We start from the raw sequence: 24227 nt of genomic DNA, 5'->3' as shown, positions 1-24227 counted from the left end.
GAGGGCGAGATCGGCCGCCGCCTCGGCTCCCGGGGAGCCGGTCGATCGCGATCGGCCGGCTTCGGCCGCTCGTCCGGGTCGCTCTCACCTCGATGCCGACCGATCGGCCGTCCCGGTGGCCGGTTCGTCACCCTTTTTACCGATCCATCCCGAACCTCGCGTATGAGCAAGTCCGACAAGTATCCGGCCGAGTCCGGCCGGCGCCGCTTCGTTAAGGGCGTCGTCGGGGGCGCGGCCCTCGCGGGCGTCGGGGCGATGGGGTCGGCGACCGTGAACACGCTGACGACCGCCGGTGGGGTCGGCGGCGGCGCGACGGTCGCGACGACGATCGCGAAGACCGGCGGCCCGGCGCCGCGCGGGCTCCCCCAGATCCCCCTGCGGGTGACCGACGACGGGTTCATCGAAGGGATCTGGCCCGATACGACGACGGTCACCCAGGAGGGGCAGGAGATCAAGGTCGCGCAACAGGACCTCGGCGGGAAGACCTACTCCGGCGAGTGGTTCCAGTACTGCGGTGTCGAGTCCCAGGACAACATCTCGCCGGAGTTCGAGTCCGACAACCTGTTCCGCGCCGCCCCCGGGAAGTACGACTGGCAGGACGAGCGGTACGACGCGGGCGAGAAGATACACGTGGACGACTTCGCCAACTACGAGACGTGGGGCAACGGGATCGGCGACGACGGCGTCGGGAAGCCCGCCTCCGTCAAGTGGCGGTCCGAGGGCGGTGATACCACCGACCTGAACGCGATCGTGATCCGCTCGTCGAAGATCGAGGAGGCCGTCGCCAACTCGGACAACGAGTGGCTCGAAGCCTCAACCGACCAGGGATTCGTCGCGTACCTCAACGTCTGTACGCACTTCTGCTGTATCCCCGGCTACAAGGTGCTCGAGGGGTCCGCCCGGTACGACGCCGCGAACGGGTCCTACTGCGTCTGCCACCAGTCGGTGTACGACCCGTTCACGCTCGAAGAGGCGCTGTTCGTCGCCCGCCCGCGTCCGACGGAGTAACGACCCGCCGCGCAACCGCCCTCCCTCGCCGCTTCGCCTTTTTTCGCGCTGCGATCTACCGAGCTCGTCCGCGTGAGCGCCGCGCTTTTGCCTCGGCTCCACGTACGTCCGTGTATGAGCGACGACGAGCCGGCCGACGACGACGCGTTCGCTGCCGAACTCGAACGGGCCCGCCAGCTCCTCGACGGCGACGATATCGAGGCGGTCCACGTCGGCGTCGTCCGCGACGGCGAGATCGACACGACGTTCGCGCAGCGGTCCGGCAGCGGTCCCGAGGGCGACGACGGTGCCGAGGGCGACGACGGTGCCGAGGGCGAGGGGCTCCGCGCGCTCGCGCTGCTCGCGGCGCACGTGCGACTGGTCGCGAACGAGGCCGGCGTCGAGCCCTCCGCGGTCGCCGGCGACGCGGCGACGATCGCGGGACGGGTGGAACGGATCCCCGCCAGCACGGACGACCTGCCCGAGGAGTAGCGTTCGCGGCGGCGGGACGCGACCCGCGCCGGCTACTCGCTCGCCCGGATGCGCGAGAGCTGATGGCCAACCCCGGCGAGCGCGACGAGGAGGATCGCGAGGTTGAACGCCGCCAGCGCGATCGGCTGGTAGGCCGGGTCGAGCCACGTCCGGATCGCGGCGCCGGCCTGGCTGTAGAACCCCCACCCGGCGACCAGCGCGAGCAGGACCAGCGCGGCGAGTCCGAGCCGGTCGAGGATCCCGCGGAGGCGATCGGTCGAGAGCCGACCGATCTCCTCGTCGGCCGATTCGGCGGAGGCGCCGTCGGTCGGTTCGGCGGCCGCCGTCGATCCGGGGGCCGCGGTCGGCTCGTCCGTCTCGGTGGCGTCGGTGTCGGTCATGGATTCGGTCGCGGGTCGGTCGTGGTCGCCGTCGGTCGTCCGTTCGCTCTCACCTGCGGCTGACTCCTCGTCGCCCGTCATGGGCGCCTCCGCGCGTACAGCGCCGCCGCGAGGAGCGCGACGAGCGCGACGACCGGGCCGAAGCCGGGCGTGCCGTCCTCGGTGGCGCCGTCGCCCCCGCGATCGGCCCCGTCCTCGCCCGCGGCGTCGGCGCGATCGTCGGCGAAGTCCTCGACGGAGAACTGCACCTCCTCGACGCTCTCGTCGGTCGAGATCGTCTCTCGCGGGTTCAGGTTGGCGACGCCCTGCGTCTCGTCGATGAGGACGTCGTCGCTCCACAGCGCCGCGTCGACGTAGTAGTTGTACTCCGCGGGCACCTCGACGGTCGCCGTCACCGTGTCCGTCCGCCCGGGGCGGACAGAGCCGACGGTTTCGCGGGCCTCGTCGGCGATCACGTTGGACTCGGCCTGCCGCATCAGCAGCCGGAGGTCGATGGGGTCGGACGCCGCGTCGCCGCGGTTGGTGACGGAGACCGAGACCGACAGGGTCGCGGTCGCGTTGTCGGCCTCGCGCACGCTCACCGCGACGGTCGGCCAGACGTTCCCCTCGGTGAAGCCGACCCGCGTGTCGGCGTAGTCGGGCGTGAGCGCGGCCACGCCGCCGACCCGAGTCGTCCGCGTCTCGACGCGCTTGCCGTCGACAAAGACGGCCGTCTCGACCCGGTAGCCGCCCGCGCGCTCCACGTCGACGGAGCCGTTGATCGTCCGCTCGCCGCCGCCGTCGACGGCGCCGACGTCGACCGTCGTCTCGTCGACGAGCAGGCCCGACTCCGCGCCGATCGCGCGGTGGCGCACGGTGACGTTCTCGACCGCGGAGCCGCGGTGTCGGAGGTCGACGCCGAGCCGGAGTTCGGCCGTCTCGCCGCGCACTTCGCCCGGCGACACGACGATGCCGGCGACCCGGAGGTGCCCCGGCCGCTCGTTTTCTTCGCGGGGGTCGTCGAGGGCGTCCGGCGCTGCGACGACCCCGACCGCGCTCACGACGAGCACAGCGGCCGCGGCCGCCAGGAGGGCAGTTCGCGTGTCCATGCGCCGACGGTCGAACCCGCGATATAAGTGCTTTGTCGGACTCGGGCCGAGTCGGAAGACGCCGGCCCGACTCAGAGCACCCGATACCGCCCCCGCGACTCGGAGAGTTCGCCTCGCCGCGTGAGCTTCGTCAGGATCTCGCGGGCCGCCTCGGCGGGGACGCCGCGCTCGCTCGCGCGGGCGACGACGTTCTCCTCGGTCGGCTCGTCGACCGCCTCGACCGCGTCGCGGACGGTCTCCGTGCGGGTCCGGGACCCCGACCCGCCGCCCTCGGCTCGGGCGCCCGCCTCGCTGACGGCGTCGGCGTCGATCCCGCCGGCCTCGAGGTACTCCCGGTCGCCGATCCCGGCGTCCTCGACGGCGCGTTCGAGCTCCGAGACGTGGTCGACCTCGGCGAACGCCGCGCTCTCGTCTCGCTCCTTCGCGAGCAGCGCGGCGCGGGCCTCACGGGCCGCCTCGCGGTCCTCCGACTCGAAGAACCGCTTGAGCTTCGCCGTCCGGTGCGTCTTCCCGCAGCGCGGGCAGGTCGCGCTCTCGCTGGTCCGGGGATCGGAGAGGAGCCACATGGCCGCGCACTCGTTGCAGCCGACGACCGCGTACATGTCGAGGCCTTTCGCGGCGGCGGATTTGAACCCTCGGCTCCGTCCGTGGCCCCGCTTTCGACGGCGAGCGCTCGGACGGATCGGCGACGTCCGCGGCGTCGCCGTCGCTATTTATAAGTTGCGTTCGCGACCGCCGGCGACGCGGCGATTTCCCTCGAGGGCCCACCGCTCGCGCCCGCTCTCGCCGCCGGCCCCGGCACCGTCGTTCGGGTGTAACTGACCAGGTCGCCGTTCAGTCCTGCCAGTCCGGGTTCGCGCGCGGCGGCGAGAAGATGTCGTACCCCACGACCGCCTCGTCGCCGTCGTTGCGCGCGGCGTGCGGCTCGCCGCCCGGGACGACGTACGTGTCACCGGCCTCGACGACTACCTCCTCGCCGTCGACGACGAAGGTGATCGCCCCCTCGGTTATCACCCCGATCTGCTCGTGGTGGTGGTCGTGATCGGGGACCTCGGCGCCCGGTTCGATGACGAACCGCTGGATGCTGGTGTCCTCGCCGACCGCGCCCTGCGTGAGGAACACGTCGTCGACCGCCTCCGCCGCCTCGCCGTCCGCGTCTGATACGACGTCCATGAGAGAGTCCGCGGCCGGGAGCGACTTAAATAGTGGCTACGGGAACGGGTGGTACGCCTTCTCGAGCTCCGGCTCGAACCCCATCGACCGCGGCACGTCGCGGGCGCGGTCGCCGAAGAACGGGTCGCCCGTGAACAGCGGCTGCGCGCCGGGGACGAGCACCCGGACCGCCTCGAATCCCACTTCGGCGAGGTCCCGGGTCGTGATCCGGGCGACGTGCGGCTCCAGCCCGGCGGTCTCGACGCGGTCGACGACGGCCTCCAGCTCCTCCGTTCCGGAGCAGTCCGGATCGCCGAGCGCGTCGGCCGGGACGCTCGCGTCCGGGTCGAAGAACGACCGCGTCTCGTCCGGGAAGTCGGCGTGGCGACCGATCGCGGCCCCCTCCTCGGCCGCGGCGTCCGGCCCCATCGACCGGAGCTCCGTCCAGTTCTGGAGCGCCTCCGCGAGCGCGCTCCGGGCCGCCGCGACCGGGTCGAGGTCGGCGCCCGACCCGGCCGCGAACCGCGGCCAGTCACCGTCGCGGTGGACGCCGACGGCGACGACGGGCACGTCGACGTCGGTGGTCACCAGCAGCGGGGACACCGAGAGCGACTCGGCCCGCGCGCGCTTCTCCAGCTCCGCCACGGTCGGGTCCTCCACGTCCAGCCCGAGCGGGTCCGCCGTCGAGTACCAGCTCGTCATCGTCGCGTCGCGCTCGACCGCCTCGTACAGCCCCGACAGCGCGGCCTCCGGGCCGGAGTTCCCGAGCCCGAGGCCGGTCGTGATCGCGGGGCGGTACCGGCGCTCCGGCGGCGGAAACCGCACGAACTCCGCCGGGAGGCTCGCGGGCTCGCCGGTCGCGAGGCTCTCGCCGGTCACCCATGCGAGCCGGTCGTCGCGGTCGTACGCCTCGGCGTCGTCAGGGCGCACGAACGCGTCGGGGGGCACCGGGTTCGGGACGTTCGCGGCCGGCGCGCGGGTGAACGACGCCTCGCGGTAGACCCCCGCCGCGTACCGCTCTAACCCCTCGCCGAGCGCCTTCATGAACGCCGCGTCCCAGCCCGCGTCGACGCCGCCGCCGAACTCGGCGGCCCGGGCGTCGGAGAACGGCGTCGTGTCGGCGACGCGCGCCACGTAGTACGGCACCGGGAACGATTCCCGCTCGCCGACCTCCGAGAGCGCGCCGATCCGGGAGTCGACCGCCCGCTCGGCGCGATCGATCGACTCGTCGAGGGAGCGCTCCGCGTGCTCCCGGGGGAGCGCGTCGCCGGGGGCCTCCCCGCAGTCGCAGCCGGGGGCCGGGAGGAGCGTCCGCTCCGCGCCCGGCACCTCGACGACCGTGTCCGCGACCGGGTCCCCCGCGAGCAGCCGGATGACCCGGCGCCCCGCCAGCGCGCCGGCGTAGCGCACCGCCGAGCGGCGGCCCTGCGGGGCGTCGGCCGGTTCGGTCCCGCCGCTCGCGACTCGGGCCCGGAGGCAGTCGTAGCAGGCCTCGTCGAAGACGGTCACCGCGGCGTCGACGTCCGCGAGCGGGACGCCGCCGAGGCCGCCGACCTCGACGCCGACCCAGCGGTCGAGCGCGTCGTTCGCGGCCGCGAACGCGCCCGAGCCGGCGGTGTCGACCACGACCGCGAGGTCGAAGCCCTCCAGCAGCCCGGGCTCGACCGGCATCACGTTCACGTCGACGTCGCCGAGCGCGGTCACGACGGCGTCGACCGCGGGCCCATCGCCGACAAGTCCGATGTCCATGTCCCGCCCGACGCAAAGGAGCGAAAAAAAGCCGCGGGTGCAAAGCGGAGCGCGGAGGCGTCGAGGCGGAGACCGCCCGTCCGCCGATCAGGCCAGCAGGTCGCTCGCGACCGCCGCGAGCTCCTCGGCGTCGACGCCCCGGAGCCGGTCGTCGCCGAGCTTGAGCCGGAGCCGCGGGCGACCGACGTCGATCGGCACCTTCTCTGTGTCGATGATCCCCTGGTCCTCCAGTCGGGTCTTCGTCCGGGAGAACGTCGCCTTCGAGGCGATCCCCACGTCCTCGCCCCACTTCGAGATGTCGTAGAGGAGCACGTCGTTCCTCGCGGCGACGAGCAGCGAGACGGTCACCTCGTCGAGCGCGGCGTCCGCCGATTCCATCGACGCGAGCACGGCGTCGAAGTCGCCGCGGGTGCCCTCGCCGATCTCGGCGGCCATCGTCTCGCGGACGCGGCTGAGCGCCGGAGTCCGGAGCCCGTACTCCTCGGCCGCCGCGAAGGCGTCGCGGTGCGTCGCGAACACCTCGTCGACGAAGTCCGCCTCCTCGGTGGAGAGCGCGGCGACGTGTTCGCCGGCGCTCACGAGGACGACGACCCGCGACGGGGAGACGAACAGCGCGTTGTCGACGTCGGTCGAGAGCGCGCGGAGCCCGAGCGACCCGTCGGCGACGAGGTCGGCCGCCTTCGACGCGACGAGGAAGTCGTCCATCACGTCCTTCAGCGTGCGTTCGTCCGCCAGTATCGACAGCTTCGGTAGGTCGCCGCGGCCGGTCGCGGCCTCGACGAGCGATACGATCGTCTCCGCGGACGGGTCGACGACGAGGAGCTCCTCGTCGTCGCCGGCGAACGCCGTATCGAGGACGGTTTCGACGTCCGTTTCCAGTAAATTCGACACCATCTATCTCCTCGGATGAAAGCCATATATCTATTTAATATTAACGGGATTCAGGGAGTGAACAACCGGATTTCAGGCCTCGAAACGGACGAAAACGACGCATTCGCGGATCGAACCCCGAACGACGGGATCGAGGCGTGCTAGCGGGTCGAGAGCGGCATCGCGGCGGGCGCGGAAGCGACGCCGGTACGGAAGGATTAATGCGCGATCGCACCCGTATTCACACATGGACAACAAACACGTCCGGGAGGTCGACCCGGCGGTGGCCGACGCGCTGGCCGGCGAGCGCGACAGACAGGAGCAGACGCTCGCGATGATCGCCAGCGAGAACCACGTCAGCGAGGCGGTAATGGAGGCGCAGGGGAGCGTCCTCACGAACAAGTACGCCGAGGGGTACCCGGGCGCCCGGTACTACGCCGGCTGCGAGTACGCCGACGAGGTCGAGGAGCTCGCGATCGAGCGCGCCAAGGAGCTGTGGGGCGCCGAGCACGTCAACGTCCAGCCCCACTCCGGGACGCAGGCGAACCAGGCGGTGTACTACGCGACGCTCGACCCGGGCGACAAGATCCTCTCGCTGGAGCTGAGCCACGGCGGCCACCTCTCGCACGGCCACCCGGCGAACTTCACCGGGCAGATGTACGAGGTCGAGCAGTACGAGGTCGACCCCGAGACGGGGTACATCGACTACGAGGGCCTCCGGGAGACGGCCGAGGAGTTTGAGCCCGACATCGTCGTCTCCGGCTACTCCGCGTACCCGCGCACCGTCGACTGGGAGGCGATCCAGGCCGCCGCCGATGCGGTCGACGCCTACCACCTCGCCGACATCGCCCACATCACCGGGCTCGTCGCCGCCGGCGTCCACCCCTCCCCAGTCGGCGTCGCCGACTTCGTCACCGGCTCGACGCACAAGACGATCCGCGCCGGCCGCGGCGGGATCGTGATGTGCGACGAACAGTTCGCCGACGACGTCGACAAGGCCGTGTTCCCCGGCGGGCAGGGCGGCCCCCTCATGCACAACATCGCCGGCAAGGCGGTGGGGTTCAAGGAGGCGCTCGAACCGGAGTTCGAAGACTACGCGCGGCGGGTCGTCGACAACGCCGAGGTCCTCGCCGAGACGCTCCGGGGTCACGGCCTCTCCCTGGTCTCCGGCGGCACCGACAACCACCTGGTGCTGGCCGACCTCCGCGACTCGCACCCGGACCTGCCGGGCAGCGACGCCGAGGACGCGCTCGCGGCCGCGAACGTCGTGCTCAACGGGAACACCGTGCCGGGCGAGACGCGATCGCCGTTCAACCCCTCGGGGATCCGGGCCGGAACGGCCGGGCTCACGACCCGCGGGTTCGACGAGACGGCGATCGAGGAGGTCGGCGACCTCATCTACCGCGTCGTCGACAACGTCGACAGCGACGACGTCATCTATGAGGTCGGCGAGCGGGTCGTCGAGCTCTGCGAGGAACACCCGCTGTACGAGTGAGGGCGTCCCGGTCGCTGTCGTAACGACCGCCGGACGGAATCCGTGCGTACAAAGTAGGGGGGAGCCCGACGGGTCGATATGGCCGACTCGTCGTTCCTCGCAACACGCCTCGACCGCGGCGCCGTCCCCCTCGCGATCGGCGACCTGCTCGCGCTGATCGCCCTGCTGACGGTCGGCGCGACGAACCACAGCAGCGTCGAGTTCCTGTCGGCGAACCCGCTGTACCTGCTGGAGGTGTACGCCCCGTTCCTGATCGCGTGGGCCCTGATCGCCCCGCTCGTGGGGGCCTACTCGGCCGGCGCCGTCGAGACTGCGAAGTCGTCCGTCCCGCTCGCGGTTCGGTCGTGGATCCCGGCCGCGGTCGTCGGGCTGGCGCTCCGGGAGTTCGTCTTCCGGGGCGGCGCCGCGCCCGCGTTCGCCGTCGTCATGCTCGTGCTCGGCTCGGTCGCGCTGGGGGGCTGGCGCGCCCTGTACTTCAAGCTCCGGTAGAGGCCGCGCCGTCGCCCCACCGTCCCGCCGTCTCACCGCCCCGCTGTTCTCCCTGTTCCGCCGTCTCGCCGTCAGTCCCGACCGCGTGCGGCGGCAGCCGACGCACCCCTGGAGGTCGATCGCAGGCCAACACGCCCGCATAACTTATGACATCCTTTGAAATGGCTTTTTAAGCGGTCACACCGAACCCCGAGAAAATTTTAATAGCGATAGTGTAATACGTTCAACTGGAGCATGATTGGGTATTACGACTACGTTCTCGGGCTCATTCCGGCCGCGCTGATCGGTGTGACCGCCGTGCTGAACCTCGTCGGGCTGTCGCTGACGGCCGCCCTCCCCGGGGGCGCCCTCGTCGCGGGGGCCATCATGGCCCACGCGATCTTCGTCCGGAATCCGGTCGCGGGCGTTCGCGGCGGGACCGAACGCTCTCGCGACGGCTCGAGCGCCTCGGTCCGCGACTCGGTCGACCGCGCGGTCGAGCGGTCCCAGAGCGGGCGGTCCGGGGCTGGCGCCTCCGACTGAGGTGTCCGACCGACCGGCGAGGGCTCGCACGGCGTCCCGTGCCGCTTCCCTGTGGGGTTTAGTCCCCAGCGCCCGAGCGGTTGGGTATGACCGAGACGCTGTTCCTCACGAGCGCCGACGTCGACGACCTCGCCGACCCGGCCGACTACGTCGCCGCCGTGCGCGACGCGTACCGCCAGATCGGCAAGGGCGCGCCCGCGAAGCCCCGGACGATGCTGTACAACCGCGACCCGCCGGGAATGCTGACCTCCTACACGTCGGTCCTCCCCGAGACGGGCGCGATGGGCGGGTACACCTACTCCGCGGGGTTCGGCGCGGGCGACGCCTGGTTCATGACGCCGCTGTTCGACGCCGAGTCGGGCGAGCCGCTCGCGGTGCTCGACGGCGCCTCGATGAATCCGTTTAAGACGGGCGCCGCGGGCGCGACCGCGGTCGACGCGCTCGCCCGCGAGGACGCGACGGAGATCGCCGTGATCGGGAGCGGCGCGCAGGCCCGCGGCCAGCTCGCGACGACCGCGACCGTGCGGGAGTTCGAGGCGGTCCGGGTGTTCTCGCCGACCGCGGAGCACCGCGAGGCGTTCGCGGACGAGTTCGCGGATCGGATCGAGCCCCGGGTCGCGGCGGTCGCGAGCGCGAGCGAGGCGGTCGCCGGCGCCGACGTGGTGATCACGGCGACGAACGCGAGCGAGCCCGTGATCGACGACGGGGACGTCGAGCCCGGGGCCCACGTCACGGCGATGGGACAGTACAACCCGAAGAAGAACGAGCTCCCGCCGGAGCTGATCGCCCGGGCGACGTACGTCCCGGATATCCGCGAGCGAGCGGCCCAAGACGCGGGGTCGTTCCTCGCCGCGGTCGAGGCCGGACTCGTCGACGAGGACCACGTCGCGGCCGACCTCGGTGAAGTCGTCGCCGGGGAGCACCCGGGGCGGACGAGCGGCGACGAGGTCACCATCTTCGACTCCGGCGGGACCGGGATCGAGACCGCGGCCGCCGCGCATATGCTTTATAAACGAGCGAGCGAGAAGGGGCGCGGGCAGACGATCGAGTTCGCGCCCGCGAGCGAGGCGCTTACTGGGAAATAAACACCTGATGGTGTCGATTCGGCGGGCTCGGTGCTGAGCCAACCGCGGATTTATAAATGGCCACTGTCGGATCGACGGTGAACACCCCCAAAGTCCCAGCCGCTCGGCGAGACGTCGTTGTCGGCAGTGGTTCGGAGAACACCCCCAAAGCCCCAGCCGCTCGGCGAGACGTCGTTGTCGGCAGTGGTTCGGAGAACACCCCCAAAGCCCCAGCCGCTCGGCGAGACGTCGTTGTCGGCAGTGGTTCGGAGAACACCCCCAAAGCCCCAGCCGCGAGGACGGCGCACGCTCGCTGCGCTCCTCACTCAGTCGCTCACTTCGTTCGCTTCCTCGCTGCGGTGCTTGCATCGCCTGTGCCGTCCTCGCGGCTGCCCCTTTGATTCCCACCCGCCCGCAACCGCACAGCGCCTCACGCCTCCCCAGCCTCGTCGCTGGCGGCTTCCGCNGCTCGCGGCCGGTGGCCGCTCGCAGGCACGCGCCACCGCACGAGTTCATTTATAAACGACTGACGCCGATCCCGCCCTCAATTCAACCGATACCGCAGGATCGCGGCGATCCCGCCGAGGTTCGAGAGCTGCTCGCCGGGCGCGAACTCCGAGGAGAAGACGACCACGTCGCCGCCCTGCTGTTCGACCGACTCGATCACCTCGTTGACGTCGATCGACCAGTCGCCTTCCTCCTGCCGCTCCGTGCGGAGCCGGTCGTCGACCACGAGCAGGGTCTCGACCGCCCCGAACTCGGCGGCCTCGGCGACGTCTTCGGGGCCGTACGTCGCCTTCGCGCCCTGCGCGATGTTCTCGGTTAGGTCGTCGATCAGGTTCGCCTCCTTCGAGATGCGGGTCTCCTTCTGCACCTCGTCGACCGCGCCGCGCTTGAGGACCTCGTGGACCCCGCGGTCGCCGGCGGCCGAGGTGTCGACCGTGGTGATCCGGTCGTCGAGGTCGCGGTACTCCTCTTTGACGTAGTCGAGCGCGTCGTTCTTCGTGAACCCGGGCCCGGCGAGGATCACGGCGTCGGCGTCGAGGTGCGCGAGCGCCTCGCCGAGCTCGGCGAACAGCTCCGCGCGGGGCCGGGAGTACTCGCCTTTCCCGGTCGGCTTCGTGAAGGAGGCGTACTCCTCGGTGCCGTACTGCTGAACGGTGTGGACGTAGGCGGCCCCCTCCTCGACGGTCGCGATGGCGACGTCCGGGTTCTCGGCGGCCTCCGTCGCCTCCTCCAGCCGCTCGGTCTGGTCCGGCTTGAACTGCTTCTCCACCGTGATCTCGTCGTGCTCCTCGACGTTGAGCGTGTGGTGGGCGTTGAGCTGGTCCTCACGGGAGCAGGCGACGATCACGCCCGAGACGCGGAGCCGGTTGGCGAACCGCGCGAACTCCACGTCGTCGACCTCCAGCGTGACGAACAGGTGCTCGCGCTGGCCGCCGGTGTCCCGCATCTGGTCGTCGTTCCGCTGGATCCGGCGGGTGGTGTCGCCCTCGACGAGGTCCCCCGGTTCGAGGACGTGCGCGAGGTGCCAGAGGTCGTCGACGTTCTCGGGGACGAGGGTGAGCCGCTCTCGGCCCTCCTCGCCGTAGCCCCGGTCGGAGATACGCATATCTGACCGTTCGCCCGCGCTCGTATCAACTCTTGTCTTCCGGGTCGGCACGGGTGCCCCACTCGAAGCCGCCGTCGGCCGGCGTGGCTGGCCCCTCCGCGCCGACTTCGACGTTCCACTCGAAGTCATCGACGTCGCCGTCGGCGGTCGGCGACGCCCGGTCGTCCCCGAACGGCACCGACCGACCGGTCTGCACCGCCGGCGTCGCCTCGGACGGCGAGCGGCGGCACCCGCCGTCGGGACGGTCGAGGGGCGGCCCGGCCGAGTTCGGAGGCGACGCCGGGGCGCCCGGCGACCCGGACCACGCTGTCGGTGGAACCGGCTCGGCCGGCTCTGAGCCGTCGACTCCGGCCGACCCCGCGTCGTCGAACTCGATCGCTCCTGCGGCGCCGCGGCCGTAGATCCCGTGTGCGACCACCCGCACGGCGAAGGCGAACACGAGGCCCACCACGAGCGGGACGACCGGCGCGGCGAGCGCGTACCCCGCGGCGAGGGTCCCGACCGCGACGGCCCACGCGGTCGCGTACCCGCCCGAGCCGGCGACGACGGCCACCCGTCCCGGCCGGAGGCCGTCCCGGAGCCGCCCGGACGCGGCGAACGCCGCCAGCGCGGCCGGCCTGACGTACGCGAACGCGAGGAGGTACGCCGCGGTGACCACGGACAGGAGCCCCCCGCCGGCGCCGACGACGGCGGGGACGCCGCTCGGGCCGAGCGCGCGCTCGACGAACGCGACCGCGGGCGAGGGGTCGACGACCCCGGTCCCGACGGCGGCGGCCCCGAGGGCGGCGATCCCGATCAGCAGCGCGAGCGGGGCGAGCAGCAGCGCGCTCAGCAGGGCCGACTTGAGCCCGTTTCGGTAGAGCTCGTTCCACTCGACGAAGGGGGGCGCGCCCTCTCGGTTCCCGGTCGCGCCCGCGCCGGCGACGACGCGGACGAGATACCCGCGGGCGACGAAGGCCGGCGCGAGCGCGAGCGGCGCGAGGACGACGAGCGGGGGGAAGAGGAAGGAGCCCCCGACCCAGACCGGCGTAACGACCAGCGTCAGCAGGGTCAGGAGGCCGCCGACGACGAGGACGCCGGCGGCGTCGGCGGACCGCGACAGCGCCGACGACACGCCCCGAATCATATCTGATCCTGTCCCTCGACGGTCATAAATGATGCCCGGTCGGCGACGCGGCGGCTCGGGCGCGCTGCGAACCGGGGCGGACCTGAAAGGCCGCCTCCCGAGCGTTTATATGATTTCACGGAGTACTGTGAGCCGGCCGCGCGGGACAATCGTGTGCCTCTGACAACTCCGATAACGGCCGCCGCCCGCGGCGGCCGCTCCCCGTCCGCGGCTTTTGCCGGATCGGTCCTCTTCTCGCCGAGCGACGCCGGTAGCGATTTATTCCGTCCGGTCGACCGTCCCGTATGACCGGCGACGAGCAGACGGCCGAGGTGGAGCCGGCGCTCCGCAGCTACGGGATCAGCGTCGAGGAGATCGACGGGGGCGACCCGCTGGATCTCACGTACATGACGGCGTTCCCGGGCCGCGAGGTGCACCACGGCGAGATCGGGCGCGCCCTCAACGCGCTCATCGACCGCGCCGAGGCGGACGAGTGGAAGCCCGTTCGGGTCGAGGCGACGGTCGTCCGCTCGCCCGGCGACGTCCTCGGGACGTGGCGCGCCGAGCCGCAGTGGTTCGAGGCCCTGGCCGCGTACGAGATCTCGGAGACGGAGTTCTCGACGCGCGTGCTGGAGACGCTGTCGCACACCGACGACCACGCGGCCGCAGAGGACCGACCGTGACCCGTCGAAACCCCGTGAACCGCGCGCAGCGCCGCCTCGACCGGCCGCCCCGCGAGCGGTTCGCCACCCGGGCCCTCGCGTTCGGCGTCGACGGCGACACCTGCCGCGGCACCCTCTACCTGCCGGGCGGCGACGCCGACGACCCCCCGGCCATCGTGATGGCGCCCGGCCTCGGCGCGGAGCGGAGCTTCGGCTACCCGGCGGTCGCGGAGCGCTTTGCTGACGCCGGCTACGCCGCGTTCCTCTTCGACTACCGCGAGTTCGGCGCCTCCGACGGCGACTCGCAGGCGGTCAGCCCCGCGGACCAGCGCGCGGACTACGCGGCCGCGATCGACCGCGTCGGCCGCGTCGACGCCGTCGGCCGTGAGCTCGTGCTCTGGGGCGCGTCGCTGTCGGCCGCGCACGTCCTCACGCTCGCCGCGGAGCGCCGCGACGTCGACGCCGTGATCGGCGCGGTCCCGATGCTCGACGGCCGCGCGATCGCCCGGCGCCGGGGGGGCAAATACCTCACGCGCTCGGGCGTCGACGGAGTCCGCGACCTGATCGGATACCGGTTCGGTCGCGGTCGGACCGTCCCCGTCGTCGGGAGCGCCGAGGAGCTCGCGGCGATCACGGAGACCGGGACGAAACGGAAGTACCTCGACCTGGTCGACCGCGAGTCGACGTGGCGCAACGAGACACCGGCGCGGTCGCTGCTGCGGGTCGCGAACTACCGACCGGTCGAACGGCTCGGCGAGATACGGGCGCCGACGCTACTCTTGGCCGGAACCGACGACGCCATCGTCGACAGCGAGACGGTCGTCGACGCGGGCGAGTCGCTCTCGCGCGGGACCGTCGTCACCATGCCCGCGGACCACTTCTCGCCGTTCGGCGCAGACTTCGAGCCGGCAGTCGGCCATCAGCTGTCGTTCCTGCGCGACGCGCTCGGTCGGTAGCTCACACCGTCCGCAGTGCGTTTTTAAGTATCAGCGACCCGGACGGTCGGGCATGACCACAGTCGCAATGCTGAGCGTCGCGCCGGTGATCGAGGGGAGCATGGCGGGCGAGGTCGCGAAGGCCGTCGCCGCGCTCGATGAGTTCGACGTGAGCTACGAGACGAACCCGATGGGCACTGTGATCGAGGCCGACGACGCCGAGACGGTGTTCGCCGCGGCCGCGGCCGCCCACGAGGCCGTCGACGGCGACCGCGTCTCGACGGTCCTAAAGATCGACGACAAGCGGACCGCGGAGACGACCGCCGACGAGAAGGTGACCGCGGTCGAGGACCACCTCGGGCGAGAGGCGAAGCGGGAGCGCTGACCGGACGGTCGCTCGACTGCTCCGAAAATATTCGTCAGTGGTATTAGTTAGTAATTTCATCTGGGGGTATGGCGATACTGGTCACCGGCGGCGGCCGCGGAATCGGACGAGCGATCGCGATCGAACTCGCCGGGCGCGACGTCGTCGTCAACTACCGGTCGGACGGGGACGCCGCGGCCGAGACGGCGGAGCGGGTCCGCGAGGCGGGCGGGGAGGCGATCACGGTGCAGGCCGACGTGTCGGAGACCGCGGCCGCGGACCGACTGGTTGAGACGGCTGTCGACGCGTTCGACTCGCTCGACGCGGTCGTCAACAACGCCGGGGTCACCCGGCCGAACCGGCTGGAGGAGACGACCGACGCGGAGTGGGAGTCGGTGATCGGTACCAACCTCTCGGGAGCGTTCCGCGTCACCCGCGCGGCGGCCCCCCACCTCCGGAAGGACGGCGGCGACGTCGTCTTCGTATCCAGCGTCGGCGGGACGCTCGGGACGGTCGACGCGAGCTACGCCGCGAGCAAGGCCGGGCTGCACGGGCTGACTCGCGCGCTCGCTCGAGAACTCGGTCCGGACGGCGTGCAGGTGAACGCCGTCGCGCCGGGGCCCGTCGACACCGACCTCAACGACGTCATCCTCGAGTACCTCGAGGAGATCGAGTTCCGCGGCCACGAGAACGTCGACACGCACCTCCCGCAGTACGCCTGCGAGCCGGCGGACGTCGCCGACTCCGTGCGGTACCTGATCGACAACGAGTACGTCCACGGCGAGGTGCTCGAGGTCGACGGCGGCATGCACCTGTGAACGGACCGGACGCAGGTCTCCCTACGCGGCGTCCACGTCCACCTCGCCGCCCGCGGTCGCGTCGCCGGCGGGGTTCGCAACCGTCACGTCGACCGTCGTCGTGCGCACGACGGTCGCCTCGTCGCCGCCCCCGGCGACGTCGGCGCGGAACACCACGTCCAGCGTCGTCGTGTCCGTCTCGCCGCCCGACAGGTCAGCGTCGGAGAGCGTCTCGCTCGTCACCGCGTCGCCGCGAGCGGTCGCGTCGGCGCGCCCGAACCGCGCGGTGAGGCCGCCGTCGACCGCGCCGAAGTCGGGCGGCGCCTCGGACCGCTCGCCGTCGGGGCCGCCGACCGACGCGACGTCACCGGGCGTCGCGCTCGGATCGGACGCGCTCAGCGTCTCCCGGTACACCTCGTCGACGCCGGCGTCGCTCCCAACGGCGAGCACGAGCGTCACGCGTTCGACCCCCTCGGAGAAGTCGGTCCACGACACGTCGAGGATCGGCGAGAGGTAGACGGACTCGATCCGGCCGTCGTTGCTGGTAACTGTCGGGGCGTCGCCCGCCTCGAAGGCGGCGGGCTCCCCGTCGATCGCGGCCGCCGGTTCGGTCGACACACCGAGGGCGCCGAGGCCGGCGAGGCCGCCGCCGGCGACGGCGGCGAGGCCGCCGATCAGCGATCGTCTGGAGACCGCGTCTGGCGAGTCACCGTTCCGCGAGTGGTCGCTCATCTCGGTGCGACGTGGCCGCGGTATCCGGCATAAGCGCTCGGTGGGCAAGCGCGTGGCGAGGGGGGAGGCGACCGTCCCTATCCCTTGATGTTGCAGACGGGGAACGTCCGCGCCACCCTGTCGCCGATGCCGAGCTCGTCGCTGACCCGGATCACCTCGTCGATGTCCTTGTAGACGCCGGGCGCCTCCTCGGCGATGGTCGCGCCCGACTGCGCCTTCACGTAGATCTGCTGGCCGTCCTCGAGGTCGTCCTGCACGTCGCCGCCCCAGAACTCCTGTTTCGCCTGCGTCCGGCTCATCAGCCGCCCGGCGCCGTGGGCGGTGGAGCCGAACGACACCGACATCGACTCCGCGCCGCCCCGAAGCACGTACGAGCCGGCGCCCATGCTCCCGGGGATGATCACGGGCTGGCCCACGTCGCGGTACGCCTCGGGGACGTCCTCGTGGCCCGCGGGAAACGCGCGCGTGGCGCCCTTGCGGTGGACGTACAGCTCTCGGTCCGCGCGCTCGGTAGCCTCGTCGCCGACGGCGGGGCGACCCTCGGCGTCGACGCCGACCTCGTGGGTCTCCTTCTTCGCGATGTTGTGCGCGACGTCGTACAGCAGCTCCATCCCGAGGTCCGCGATCGGGTCGGCGTCGAACACCTCGCCGAACGTCTGGCGGGCCTGGTGGGTAATCAGCTGGCGGTTCACCCAGGCGAAGTTGATGCACGCGCCCATCGCCCCGTAGTACTCGTCGGCCAGCGCGGAGCCGGCGGGTGCGGCCGCGAGCTCCTTGTCCGGCAGCGAGTCCAGCAGGTCGCCGTGCTCCTTCTCGATCCGGCGCAGGTAGTCGTTGCAGGTCTGATGGCCGAGCCCGCGGCTCCCGCAGTGGATCAGGACGACGATGCCGTCTTCTTCGAGGCCGTAGGCGTCGGCGACCTCGGGCACGAACACGTCGGTGACGCGCTGGACCTCGAGGAAGTGGTTGCCCGAGCCGAGCGAGCCCATCTGGTTGCGGCCGCGGTCCATCGCCTTCTGGGAGACGTACTCTGGGCGCGCGTCGGGCCGCCGCCCCTCGTCCTCGCAGCGCGCGAGGTCGCTCTCGATCCCGTACCCCGCCTCGACAGCCCACTCGACGCCGCGTTCGAGGGCGCCCTCGATGGCGTCGGCGTCGCCGTCGATCACGCCGCCGCCGCCGAGCCCGGAGGGGACCGCCTCGAAGAGCGCGTCGACGAGCTCGGACCCGCGGCCGCGCACGTCGTCGTAGGTGAGATTAGTTTTCACCATTCTGACGCCGCAATTTATATCATAGCCGACCGCTCCGGGCGAAATACAGCCGGTTCGGGCGTCGACCGCGCCGACGCCGCCGACGGGGAAGCCGTACCCCTGGTGGCCGTCGGGCATACAGAGGGCGGGCTCGACCATGCCCGGGAGATGGGTCGCGTTCTTCAGCTGCTGTAGCGAGTCGTCTTCGCCGATCTCCTCCAGCAGGGCCTCGCTGGCGAGGACCCGGGCGGGGACGTTCATCTCGTCCTCGCGGGGGATCTCCCAGACGTGCTCGCGCACCTTCTCCAGTCGGATCCCGTCGAACTCGCGCGTGGTCATACCCCGGTTTCGGCGCGGGGGGAGAAGGGCGTTGCGAGAGGCGGGCGCGACCGATCGGATCGACGAGGGGAATTCGGCGGGCGTTACCGGTCGACGGCGTCGAAGGGGAGCCAGCCGATTTCGCCTTCCGCGAGCGTGAACGCGGCGAAGACGCGACCGAGCACGAGCCCGTAGATCAGGTGCGCGACGGCGATGACTGCGCCGAACTCGAAGCTCGCCGTGAGCCCGGGCACCGGCAGCGTGGGGACCGGGAGCGACGTCGCCCCCTCGAGCGCGATCGCGGCGGGTAACAGCAGCCCACCGGTGATCACGCCGAGCAGCGCCGAGTGAACGACGCCGAGCGAGAGACACCCCCCGACGTCGGCGCGTAGGTCATCGAAAAAGGCGCGGTCGAAGATCGCGACGAACAGCGCCCCGAAGAGGGTGCTGTTGAACAGGTGGACCGCCCACCCGGCGAGGGTCGTTTCGACGCCGACGAGCGCGCCGATCGTCGGCATGAGTCCCAACGCTCCGTGTAACACGACGCCCATCGTCACGCCGGCGACGAGGCCGCCGATCGCGCCCACGCGCCAGCGGCGATCGCCGCGTTCCGCGTCGTCCGTCCGTGCCATACGGTACCAACGATCTCGACACAGATAATCGTTTTTGCGTATGAGCGCCTCGCGGGCGGCTATCCCCACTCAGACGTCGAAGACGACGTACGCGTACCACCCGTCGCCGCGGCGGTCGAGAGTCATCTCGGAGTAGGTGACCGCCTTGATCTCGCGGGCCGCGACGTCGCCGAGCGGGATCCCGCGAGCCGTCGCGTCGACGGTCCACTCCGCGTTACCGCTCGACCCGGGAGCGTCGGGTTGCGCTATCGCGCACCGGTGGCTCGCCGGGAGCACGAGCCGGACGTCGCGCTCGTAGATCAGCCGGTCGAGGTAGTCGAACAGCAGCGCCTCGCGGCTCTCGGCGGTCACGGTGAGCTCGAACCGCTCGCCGGTCTCCGGGACCGCCTCGCAGCTCGCGGCGGTGAGACCGTCGGCGACCGACTCGAACAGCGCCGCGAGGGTCGACGCGGTCGCTTCGACCGCCACGTCGGCGGTGTGGTCGCGGAGCGCGAAGGTCACGGCCCGTCACCCGGATTGTCGGGCGCCGCCGGTTCGTCAGGGGCGAGCCGCTCTCCGCCCTGCCCGCCTCCTCCGGCGTCGCGGACCTGCGACGGCGACACGCCCTCGGCGTCGGCCGCGGCGCGCTCGAGGGCGACGCCGCTCGTCACCAGCGCCCGGATCCCCTCCTCGACTGTCAGGTCGACCTCGACGATCCGGCGCTCGGGGACGAAGAGCACGTGCCCGCCCATCACCGGGTTCGGGGCCATCGGCATGAACAGCGTCCGCATCTCCCCGCTCTCGGTCGGCCCGGTGACCCCCTCCGGCGTCTCGCTCGTGACGAACGCGAGGGTGTAGACGTCCTCGGTCGGGAACTCGACGAGGACCACCTCCTGGAAGTTCCCGCCCTCGGACTCCATCATGGCGTCGCTCATCTGTCGGAACCCCTCGTACACGGAGCCGACGCCCGGGATCTGCTCGACCGCGTAGTCGGCGTAGTCGACCGCGAGCTCTCCGTACCGCGTCGACTCGACGGCGACGCCGATGAGGAGGATCGCCCCGACGAAGACGATCGGCGTGCCGACCTCGACGGCGACCTCGCGGTCGATCGGGAGCGTCGACTGCGGTAACAGGGGGACGATCGCCGTGGAGAAGGCGTCCAAGTAGTCGTAGACAACGTTGAACGCGAACCCCAGCACCGCGAGGGTGATGACGGAGGGGACGATGACGGCGACGCCGGTCAGCAGGGCCCGTCTGAGGCGCCCTCGGTCCGGCGGCGACTCGGCAGCCATTGTCGGCTCCACGACCGAGCCGACCAAAACGCTTCCGTCGTCGGCGAGGTCGGAGGGGCCGGACTCCGCAGCCGTCCCGACCGCAACCCTCCCCGGTGGCGGTGGAGTTATATTCCGGTGGCGTGTTACTTCTTTGCAGTGAGCGTTAACGTGGAGAAGCGGACGGACCCGCCCGGAGAGTCCGGCTACGCCGCCGCGGCGTGGGAGCTCAAAGAGCGGATCCGGGCCGATGAAGGCGTCCTCCGACAGCGCCGCGGCTTCTTCACCGACGCCTACCGCCGCTCCACGACGCACCTCCTCGTCGAGAACGACGCGCTCGTCGCGTTCGCCTCGGTCCGCCGGGACGGCTACATCCTCTTTTTAGCCGTCCACCCCGACCACCGAGGGCGCGGGCACGCCGAGCGGCTCGTCGCCGACGTCGCGGAGGAGCATCGGTCGGTCACCTGTCACGCCCGGACGACGAACGAGTCGGCGCTCGGCTTCTACGAGTACCTCGGGTTCGAGGTCGTCCGGCGGATCGACGGCTACTACGAGGACGGCGGCGACGCCTACTACCTCAAGCTCGGCGGCGAGTCGCTCCGCGAGCGGCTCTCCGGGATCGTCGGGGGATAGGCGCTTCGACGCCCCTGTGCCCGCCGCCGGAACCCGTTTGTCCTTCTCCCTCGAATCCGGCCGCGTGACCGATCACGACCAGATCGAGGCGGTCGCGCGGGCGGCCGTCGTCGCCGGCGGCGCGGAGCTGCGCGCCCGGTACCGGGACGGCGACGCCGAGGCCGACCCGATTCGGGATGCGCTCGGCGACCGCGTCAAGCGCGTGCTCGACAGCTGGGCGCCGACGGCCCACTCGGGGCTGGTGGCCCGCGGCCGGCTCCAGGGCCTCGTGGAGTTCCGCCCGGACGAGGAGGAGCGGGCGGTCACGGAGCTGCTCGCGACCGAGGCCGGCGCCGCGGTCCGGCGGGAGGGCGACCTGTTCCTCGCCGCGAGCGACGAGGCGACGCTCGGCGAGCTGCGGTGGGCGCTGGACGACGCGGACCGGTGACCTCGAAAACCGACAGCCATTAGCACGCGCCGCGAGGAGACGCGGGCATGACCGACGCCACCCCCGCGTCGCTCGCGGAGCGCGTCCGCGACGGCGAGATTCGCTTCCACGAGCTCGAAGAGCACGCCGACGCCGACATCGCCGCGGCGGCGCGCCGGCGTCTGGTGAGCGAGACCGCGGACGCCGATATCGACGTGCTGGGTGAGTACGCGTTCGACGCGGCCGACGCCCACGGCTCGAACGTCGAGAACATGATCGGCGCCGTGCAGGTGCCGCTGGGCGTTGCCGGCCCCGTAGCCGTCGACGGCGGCGCGCTCGACGGCGAGCGGTACCTCCCGCTGGCGACGACCGAGGGCGCCCTCGTCGCCTCGATCAACCGCGGCTGCTCGGTCGTCAACGATGCCGGCGGGGCGACCGCGCGGGTGACGAAGAGCGGGATGACCCGCGCGCCGGTGTTCCGCGTCGCGGACGTCGCCGAGGCGGAGGCGCTCGTCTCGTGGGTGCGGGACAACGAGGCGGCGCTGCGGGAGGCCGCGGAGTCGACAACGAGCCACGGCGAGCTGCTCGACGTGACGCCGTACGTCGTCGGCAACAACGTCTTCCTGCGGTTCCGCTATGACACGAAGGACGCGATGGGCATGAACATGGTCACCATCGCGACGCGGGAGGCCTGCGACGCCATCGAGGCCGAGACCGACGCCTCGCTCGTCGCGCTCTCCGGGAACCTCTGTTCCGACAAGAAGCCCGCCGCGATCAACGCGGTCGAGGGGCGCGGGCGGTCGGTGAGCGCCGACGTGGAGATCCCCCGCGAGGTCGTCGAAGAGCGGCTCCACACGGCGCCGGAGTCGATCGCCGAGATCAACACCCGAAAGAACCTTATCGGCTCCGCAAAGGCCGGGGGGCTCGGCTTCAACGCCCACGTCGCCAACGCGGTCGCGGCGATGTTCCTCGCGACCGGACAGGACGAGGCGCAGGTCGTCGAGGGCGCGAACGCGATCACGACCGCGGAGGCGACGCCGGAGGGCGACCTGTACCTCTCGGTGTCGATAGCGAGCCTCGAGGTCGGCACGGTCGGCGGCGGGACGAAGCTCCCGACGCAGGCTGCCGGCCTCGACGTGCTCGGCGTCCGCGGCGGCGGCGACCCCGCCGGCAGCAACGGCGACGCGCTCGCGGAGGCCATCGCGGTCGGCGCGCTCGCCGGCGAGCTCTCGCTGCTCGCTGCGCTCGGCTCCAGACACCTCTCCTCGGCGCACTCGGACCTCGGGCGGTAGGCCGTCGCCGCCGCGAACTGCTTATCACTGACCGCTCAGTCCGACCACGGCGCGCAGTCGTCGCGGAGCGCGTCGCGGCCGGCGTCGGTGACCCGATACACCTCCTCGCCGGTCACCCGTTCCGCGAGTTCGGCCGCCTCGAGCGCCTCCAGCCGCGACTCGACGTGGTCGACGTACAGCCCCGTGTTGCTTGCGACGAACGCCGGGTAGTCGGTCCCCGCGTCGTCGAGGTACGCGAGGACCCGCTCGTCGGAGCGGGTGAGATCGGCGGTCGCGTCCGAGTGCTCCCGGCCCCGACCGTCGGGGTCGCTCTCCGAGCGCGTCCCCTCTTCCGGACCCGCGGCGGACGCGTCTGACGGAGACATGGTTACACGTATCAATGGTTGCCGGTATAAAGGGGTTTCCGTCCGTTCCCGCTGGCTGGGAGCGGGATCAGTCGTCGGCGCCGGCCGACTCGCCGTCGGGGCCCGGGCCGTTCGGCGACCGCTCCGGGAGCATGGGAGAGCCGTCGGCCCGCGGTCCGAGCCGCGGCCCGTGCGGGCCGTCGTCGGGGTCGATCCGCCGACGGGTGCGGTAGTCCGTGGAGCGCTCGACCGGGGTCCGGCCGATCGCCGTGATCATCTCCACGTAGTCGTCGAACGAGCGGTACTCGCCGTACTCGCCCCCGGCGCGCTTCGTGATCTCCTCGGAGAGGATGGTGCCCATGAAGTCGTCAGCGCCGCAGTTGAGCAGCTTCAGGCCGTGGGCGTCGCCCGACTTCACCCACGAGGCCTGCACGTGGTCGACGTTGTCGAGGAAGAGGCGCGCGACCGCGACCACGAGCTCGTCCTCGTCCCGCGAGGGACCGGAGTCGACGACCCCGTGGCGGTACAGCGGCGTGTTCTGATGGATGAAAGAGAGGGGGACGAACTCCGTGATCGAGCCGGTGCGGTCCTGGAGGTCGCGGATCACTCCCAGGTGCCGCGCCCGGTGTTCGACCGTCTCGACGTGGCCGTACATCATCGTGGAGGTGACGTCGAGGCCGGCCGCCATGGCGCCCTCCATCGCCGCGACCCAGTCGTCGGTGCGGATCTTTCCCGGGCAGATCACGTCGCGGACCTCGTCGACGAGGATCTCCGCGGCGGTGCCGGGCGCCGAGTCGAGCCCGGCCGCGGCGAGCTCGCGGTAGACGGTCTCGTACTCCCACTCCGTGCCGCGGGCGGCGTGGTACGCCTCCTCCGGCGTCATCGAGTGGAGGTGGACCCCGCCGACAGACATCGCCGCCAGCTGCTCGACGTATGTCCCCGGGTCGGTGGCGTACGTCTCGGGGGGCTTGTAGTTCACCGCGCTCGCGGGGTCGTCGTCCCCCGACAGGATCTCGTGGTGCTCCTCGTTCAGCGCCAAGGCGGGGTGGAGCCCCGACACCGAGCACACCTCGTAGACTCCCATGTCGAGGGCGTCCTCGACGATCCGTCGGGACTCCGCCGGGGGCTTCGTGAACCCCGCGTGGTCCGCGTCGCTGTCGGCCTCGAACGCGTGCGCGGAGTCCTTGAAGTTGCAGAACAGACAGCCCGTGTTGCAGGCGGTCGTGACGTTGTTGTTGAGGTTGGCGACGAACGTGACCTCGTCGCCGACCGCCTCCCGGCGCCGGCGGTCCGCCGCCTCGAGGACGGCCTCCTTCCGGACCGGGTCGATCCCGTCCCGATCGGTCCCGGTCGCGAGGAGCTCGGTCGCGTCGTCGACGGAGAGGCGGGTACCGTCGCGGGCCTTCGCCAGCGCGTTCTCGAACGACTGGTCGGTGGCGGGCTCGGCGAAGCCGAAGTCGCCGTCGAGATCGGCTGCATCGCGGTCTGTCGCGTCGGGGTCCCCCGCCGGATTCATCACGTGTGTCTCCCCGTCCCACGGATAAAAACGGGACGGTCACGGCACCGACAGACCAGTCGCGGCGGCGTCCCCGGCCACGAGGCGAGCGACG

At 71.5% G+C, this 24227-nt stretch carries 28 protein-coding genes; 13 read left to right on the top strand and 15 right to left on the bottom strand.

All coding sequences use genetic code 11. From position 1 onward, the window contains the following. Window positions 1-162 precede the first annotated feature (162 nt). Both N5096_RS10620 and N5096_RS10615 read left to right on the top strand, forming a co-directional pair. Window positions 163-1008 (top strand): Rieske (2Fe-2S) protein, encoded by an 846-nt coding sequence (locus tag N5096_RS10620; RefSeq protein WP_267664582.1) that lies wholly within the window; start codon window positions 163-165, stop codon window positions 1006-1008. Between the two features lie 114 nt (window positions 1009-1122). Then, window positions 1123-1479, top strand: a complete 357-nt coding sequence (locus N5096_RS10615; RefSeq protein WP_267664581.1) for a DUF8113 family protein — start codon at window positions 1123-1125, stop codon at window positions 1477-1479. A gap of 32 nt (window positions 1480-1511) precedes the next feature. Here N5096_RS10615 and N5096_RS10610 read toward each other — a convergent pair whose 3' ends face one another. The 6 genes from N5096_RS10610 to tbsP all read right to left on the bottom strand — a co-directional run bounded on the left by N5096_RS10610 (window position 1512) and on the right by tbsP (window position 6742). After that, window positions 1512-1940, bottom strand: coding sequence for a DUF8060 family membrane protein (locus N5096_RS10610; protein ID WP_267664579.1), 429 nt, complete (start codon window positions 1938-1940; stop codon window positions 1512-1514). Beyond that, window positions 1937-2947, bottom strand: coding sequence for a DUF7490 domain-containing protein (locus N5096_RS10605; protein ID WP_267664577.1), 1011 nt, complete (start codon window positions 2945-2947; stop codon window positions 1937-1939). Before N5096_RS10605 ends, N5096_RS10610 begins: the two co-directional genes overlap by 4 nt. Before the next feature lie 71 nt (window positions 2948-3018). Then, window positions 3019-3549, bottom strand: coding sequence for a DUF5817 domain-containing protein (locus N5096_RS10600; protein WP_267664575.1), 531 nt, complete (start codon window positions 3547-3549; stop codon window positions 3019-3021). Between the two features lie 232 nt (window positions 3550-3781). Then, a complete protein-coding gene (locus tag N5096_RS10595; RefSeq protein ID WP_267664573.1) occupies window positions 3782-4120 on the bottom strand; it encodes a cupin domain-containing protein in 339 nt (112 codons plus the stop codon). 36 nt (window positions 4121-4156) lie between these two features. Next, entirely contained in the window at window positions 4157-5848 is a 1692-nt protein-coding gene (locus tag N5096_RS10590; protein WP_267664571.1) for a YcaO-like family protein, read from the bottom strand. An 87-nt stretch (window positions 5849-5935) separates the two neighbouring features. Then, entirely contained in the window at window positions 5936-6742 is an 807-nt protein-coding gene (gene tbsP / locus N5096_RS10585) for a transcriptional regulator TbsP (protein WP_267664570.1), read from the bottom strand. A 223-nt stretch (window positions 6743-6965) separates the two neighbouring features. Here tbsP and glyA point away from each other — a divergent pair, with 223 nt between their 5' ends. The 4 genes from glyA to N5096_RS10565 all read left to right on the top strand — a co-directional run bounded on the left by glyA (window position 6966) and on the right by N5096_RS10565 (window position 10309). Continuing rightward, window positions 6966-8213, top strand: coding sequence for a serine hydroxymethyltransferase (gene glyA, locus N5096_RS10580; protein ID WP_267664568.1), 1248 nt, complete (start codon window positions 6966-6968; stop codon window positions 8211-8213). 78 nt (window positions 8214-8291) lie between these two features. Continuing rightward, the gene (locus N5096_RS10575) at window positions 8292-8702 is read left to right on the top strand and encodes a DUF3054 domain-containing protein (protein ID WP_267664567.1); all 411 of its coding nucleotides are present in this window, start codon (window positions 8292-8294) and stop codon (window positions 8700-8702) included. A 234-nt stretch (window positions 8703-8936) separates the two neighbouring features. Next, a complete protein-coding gene (locus tag N5096_RS10570) occupies window positions 8937-9224 on the top strand; it encodes a DUF8015 family protein (RefSeq protein ID WP_267664565.1) in 288 nt (95 codons plus the stop codon). Window positions 9225-9310: 86 nt separating this feature from the next. Further along, a complete protein-coding gene (locus N5096_RS10565; protein WP_267664564.1) occupies window positions 9311-10309 on the top strand; it encodes an ornithine cyclodeaminase family protein in 999 nt (332 codons plus the stop codon). A gap of 523 nt (window positions 10310-10832) precedes the next feature. Here N5096_RS10565 and N5096_RS10560 read toward each other — a convergent pair. Both N5096_RS10560 and N5096_RS10555 read right to left on the bottom strand, forming a co-directional pair. After that, on the bottom strand, window positions 10833-11900 hold the full coding sequence (locus N5096_RS10560; protein ID WP_267664563.1) for an mRNA surveillance protein pelota: 1068 nt from the start codon (window positions 11898-11900) through the stop codon (window positions 10833-10835). Between the two features lie 25 nt (window positions 11901-11925). Next, entirely contained in the window at window positions 11926-13026 is a 1101-nt protein-coding gene (locus tag N5096_RS10555; RefSeq protein WP_267664562.1) for a DUF4013 domain-containing protein, read from the bottom strand. 284 nt (window positions 13027-13310) lie between these two features. Between N5096_RS10555 and N5096_RS10550 the strand changes: the two genes are divergently transcribed. From N5096_RS10550 to N5096_RS10535, 4 genes are all read left to right on the top strand, one after another. Beyond that, on the top strand, window positions 13311-13688 hold the full coding sequence (locus tag N5096_RS10550; RefSeq protein ID WP_267664561.1) for a DUF8159 domain-containing protein: 378 nt from the start codon (window positions 13311-13313) through the stop codon (window positions 13686-13688). Then, on the top strand, window positions 13685-14623 hold the full coding sequence (locus N5096_RS10545) for an alpha/beta hydrolase (RefSeq protein WP_267664560.1): 939 nt from the start codon (window positions 13685-13687) through the stop codon (window positions 14621-14623). The genes N5096_RS10550 and N5096_RS10545 overlap by 4 nt, the downstream gene beginning before the upstream one ends. A gap of 52 nt (window positions 14624-14675) precedes the next feature. Further along, the gene (locus N5096_RS10540) at window positions 14676-14987 is read left to right on the top strand and encodes an MTH1187 family thiamine-binding protein (RefSeq protein WP_267664558.1); all 312 of its coding nucleotides are present in this window, start codon (window positions 14676-14678) and stop codon (window positions 14985-14987) included. Window positions 14988-15055: 68 nt separating this feature from the next. Beyond that, window positions 15056-15784, top strand: a complete 729-nt coding sequence (locus N5096_RS10535) for an SDR family NAD(P)-dependent oxidoreductase (RefSeq protein WP_267664557.1) — start codon at window positions 15056-15058, stop codon at window positions 15782-15784. 21 nt (window positions 15785-15805) lie between these two features. On the opposite strand, the gene N5096_RS10530 is transcribed toward N5096_RS10535, so the two are convergent. The 5 genes from N5096_RS10530 to N5096_RS10510 all read right to left on the bottom strand — a co-directional run bounded on the left by N5096_RS10530 (window position 15806) and on the right by N5096_RS10510 (window position 19963). Further along, window positions 15806-16495: a hypothetical protein gene (locus N5096_RS10530; RefSeq protein WP_267664556.1), complete on the bottom strand. Its 690-nt coding sequence runs from the start codon at window positions 16493-16495 to the stop codon at window positions 15806-15808. 77 nt (window positions 16496-16572) lie between these two features. Further along, on the bottom strand, window positions 16573-18081 hold the full coding sequence (locus tag N5096_RS10525) for an RtcB family protein (protein WP_267664555.1): 1509 nt from the start codon (window positions 18079-18081) through the stop codon (window positions 16573-16575). A gap of 83 nt (window positions 18082-18164) precedes the next feature. Continuing rightward, window positions 18165-18692, bottom strand: a complete 528-nt coding sequence (locus N5096_RS10520; protein ID WP_267664553.1) for a hypothetical protein — start codon at window positions 18690-18692, stop codon at window positions 18165-18167. A 69-nt stretch (window positions 18693-18761) separates the two neighbouring features. Then, on the bottom strand, window positions 18762-19193 hold the full coding sequence (locus N5096_RS10515; RefSeq protein WP_267664551.1) for an archease: 432 nt from the start codon (window positions 19191-19193) through the stop codon (window positions 18762-18764). Continuing rightward, a complete protein-coding gene (locus N5096_RS10510; RefSeq protein ID WP_267664550.1) occupies window positions 19190-19963 on the bottom strand; it encodes a DUF502 domain-containing protein in 774 nt (257 codons plus the stop codon). Before N5096_RS10510 ends, N5096_RS10515 begins: the two co-directional genes overlap by 4 nt. A gap of 138 nt (window positions 19964-20101) precedes the next feature. On the opposite strand from N5096_RS10510, the gene N5096_RS10505 reads away from it, so the two are divergent. The 3 genes from N5096_RS10505 (at window position 20102) to hmgA (ending at window position 22273) form a co-directional block, all read left to right on the top strand. Next, window positions 20102-20575: a GNAT family N-acetyltransferase gene (locus tag N5096_RS10505; RefSeq protein WP_267664547.1), complete on the top strand. Its 474-nt coding sequence runs from the start codon at window positions 20102-20104 to the stop codon at window positions 20573-20575. A gap of 64 nt (window positions 20576-20639) precedes the next feature. Then, complete coding sequence (locus N5096_RS10500; RefSeq protein ID WP_267664545.1) at window positions 20640-21002, top strand: hypothetical protein; 363 nt, start codon at window positions 20640-20642, stop codon at window positions 21000-21002. A 47-nt stretch (window positions 21003-21049) separates the two neighbouring features. Continuing rightward, complete coding sequence (hmgA, locus tag N5096_RS10495) at window positions 21050-22273, top strand: hydroxymethylglutaryl-CoA reductase (NADPH) (protein ID WP_267664544.1); 1224 nt, start codon at window positions 21050-21052, stop codon at window positions 22271-22273. Window positions 22274-22308: 35 nt separating this feature from the next. On the opposite strand, the gene N5096_RS10490 is transcribed toward hmgA, so the two are convergent. Both N5096_RS10490 and cofH read right to left on the bottom strand, forming a co-directional pair. Next, window positions 22309-22638: a DUF2250 domain-containing protein gene (locus N5096_RS10490; protein WP_267664542.1), complete on the bottom strand. Its 330-nt coding sequence runs from the start codon at window positions 22636-22638 to the stop codon at window positions 22309-22311. Window positions 22639-22705: 67 nt separating this feature from the next. After that, window positions 22706-24133: a 7,8-didemethyl-8-hydroxy-5-deazariboflavin synthase subunit CofH gene (gene cofH, locus N5096_RS10485; RefSeq protein WP_267664540.1), complete on the bottom strand. Its 1428-nt coding sequence runs from the start codon at window positions 24131-24133 to the stop codon at window positions 22706-22708. Window positions 24134-24227: the final 94 nt, after the last annotated feature.

Origin of the sequence: Halorubrum yunnanense, from assembly GCF_026586675.1 — an archaeon.
In the GTDB taxonomy this organism is placed as follows: domain Archaea; phylum Halobacteriota; class Halobacteria; order Halobacteriales; family Haloferacaceae; genus Halorubrum; species Halorubrum yunnanense.
The sequence above is the reverse complement of the archived record's forward strand: the minus strand, read 5'-3'. Positions and strand labels throughout refer to the sequence as shown.

What these genes read in the sequence shown, in the direction of transcription:
- N5096_RS10620 (WP_267664582.1), top strand. Translation starts at nt 163, where the DNA reads ATGAGCAAGTCCGACAAGTATCCGGCCGAGTCCGGCCGGCGCCGCTTC.
- N5096_RS10615 (WP_267664581.1), top strand. Translation starts at nt 1,123, where the DNA reads ATGAGCGACGACGAGCCGGCCGACGACGACGCGTTCGCTGCCGAACTC.
- N5096_RS10610 (WP_267664579.1), bottom strand. Translation starts at nt 1,940, where the DNA reads ATGACGGGCGACGAGGAGTCAGCCGCAGGTGAGAGCGAACGGACGACC.
- N5096_RS10605 (WP_267664577.1), bottom strand. Translation starts at nt 2,947, where the DNA reads ATGGACACGCGAACTGCCCTCCTGGCGGCCGCGGCCGCTGTGCTCGTC.
- N5096_RS10600 (WP_267664575.1), bottom strand. Translation starts at nt 3,549, where the DNA reads ATGTACGCGGTCGTCGGCTGCAACGAGTGCGCGGCCATGTGGCTCCTC.
- N5096_RS10595 (WP_267664573.1), bottom strand. Translation starts at nt 4,120, where the DNA reads ATGGACGTCGTATCAGACGCGGACGGCGAGGCGGCGGAGGCGGTCGAC.
- N5096_RS10590 (WP_267664571.1), bottom strand. Translation starts at nt 5,848, where the DNA reads ATGGACATCGGACTTGTCGGCGATGGGCCCGCGGTCGACGCCGTCGTG.
- tbsP (WP_267664570.1), bottom strand. Translation starts at nt 6,742, where the DNA reads ATGGTGTCGAATTTACTGGAAACGGACGTCGAAACCGTCCTCGATACG.
- glyA (WP_267664568.1), top strand. Translation starts at nt 6,966, where the DNA reads ATGGACAACAAACACGTCCGGGAGGTCGACCCGGCGGTGGCCGACGCG.
- N5096_RS10575 (WP_267664567.1), top strand. Translation starts at nt 8,292, where the DNA reads ATGGCCGACTCGTCGTTCCTCGCAACACGCCTCGACCGCGGCGCCGTC.
- N5096_RS10570 (WP_267664565.1), top strand. Translation starts at nt 8,937, where the DNA reads ATGATTGGGTATTACGACTACGTTCTCGGGCTCATTCCGGCCGCGCTG.
- N5096_RS10565 (WP_267664564.1), top strand. Translation starts at nt 9,311, where the DNA reads ATGACCGAGACGCTGTTCCTCACGAGCGCCGACGTCGACGACCTCGCC.
- N5096_RS10560 (WP_267664563.1), bottom strand. Translation starts at nt 11,900, where the DNA reads ATGCGTATCTCCGACCGGGGCTACGGCGAGGAGGGCCGAGAGCGGCTC.
- N5096_RS10555 (WP_267664562.1), bottom strand. Translation starts at nt 13,026, where the DNA reads ATGATTCGGGGCGTGTCGTCGGCGCTGTCGCGGTCCGCCGACGCCGCC.
- N5096_RS10550 (WP_267664561.1), top strand. Translation starts at nt 13,311, where the DNA reads ATGACCGGCGACGAGCAGACGGCCGAGGTGGAGCCGGCGCTCCGCAGC.
- N5096_RS10540 (WP_267664558.1), top strand. Translation starts at nt 14,676, where the DNA reads ATGACCACAGTCGCAATGCTGAGCGTCGCGCCGGTGATCGAGGGGAGC.
- N5096_RS10535 (WP_267664557.1), top strand. Translation starts at nt 15,056, where the DNA reads ATGGCGATACTGGTCACCGGCGGCGGCCGCGGAATCGGACGAGCGATC.
- N5096_RS10530 (WP_267664556.1), bottom strand. Translation starts at nt 16,495, where the DNA reads ATGAGCGACCACTCGCGGAACGGTGACTCGCCAGACGCGGTCTCCAGA.
- N5096_RS10525 (WP_267664555.1), bottom strand. Translation starts at nt 18,081, where the DNA reads ATGACCACGCGCGAGTTCGACGGGATCCGACTGGAGAAGGTGCGCGAG.
- N5096_RS10520 (WP_267664553.1), bottom strand. Translation starts at nt 18,692, where the DNA reads ATGGCACGGACGGACGACGCGGAACGCGGCGATCGCCGCTGGCGCGTG.
- N5096_RS10510 (WP_267664550.1), bottom strand. Translation starts at nt 19,963, where the DNA reads ATGGCTGCCGAGTCGCCGCCGGACCGAGGGCGCCTCAGACGGGCCCTG.
- hmgA (WP_267664544.1), top strand. Translation starts at nt 21,050, where the DNA reads ATGACCGACGCCACCCCCGCGTCGCTCGCGGAGCGCGTCCGCGACGGC.
- N5096_RS10490 (WP_267664542.1), bottom strand. Translation starts at nt 22,638, where the DNA reads ATGTCTCCGTCAGACGCGTCCGCCGCGGGTCCGGAAGAGGGGACGCGC.
- cofH (WP_267664540.1), bottom strand. Translation starts at nt 24,133, where the DNA reads ATGAATCCGGCGGGGGACCCCGACGCGACAGACCGCGATGCAGCCGAT.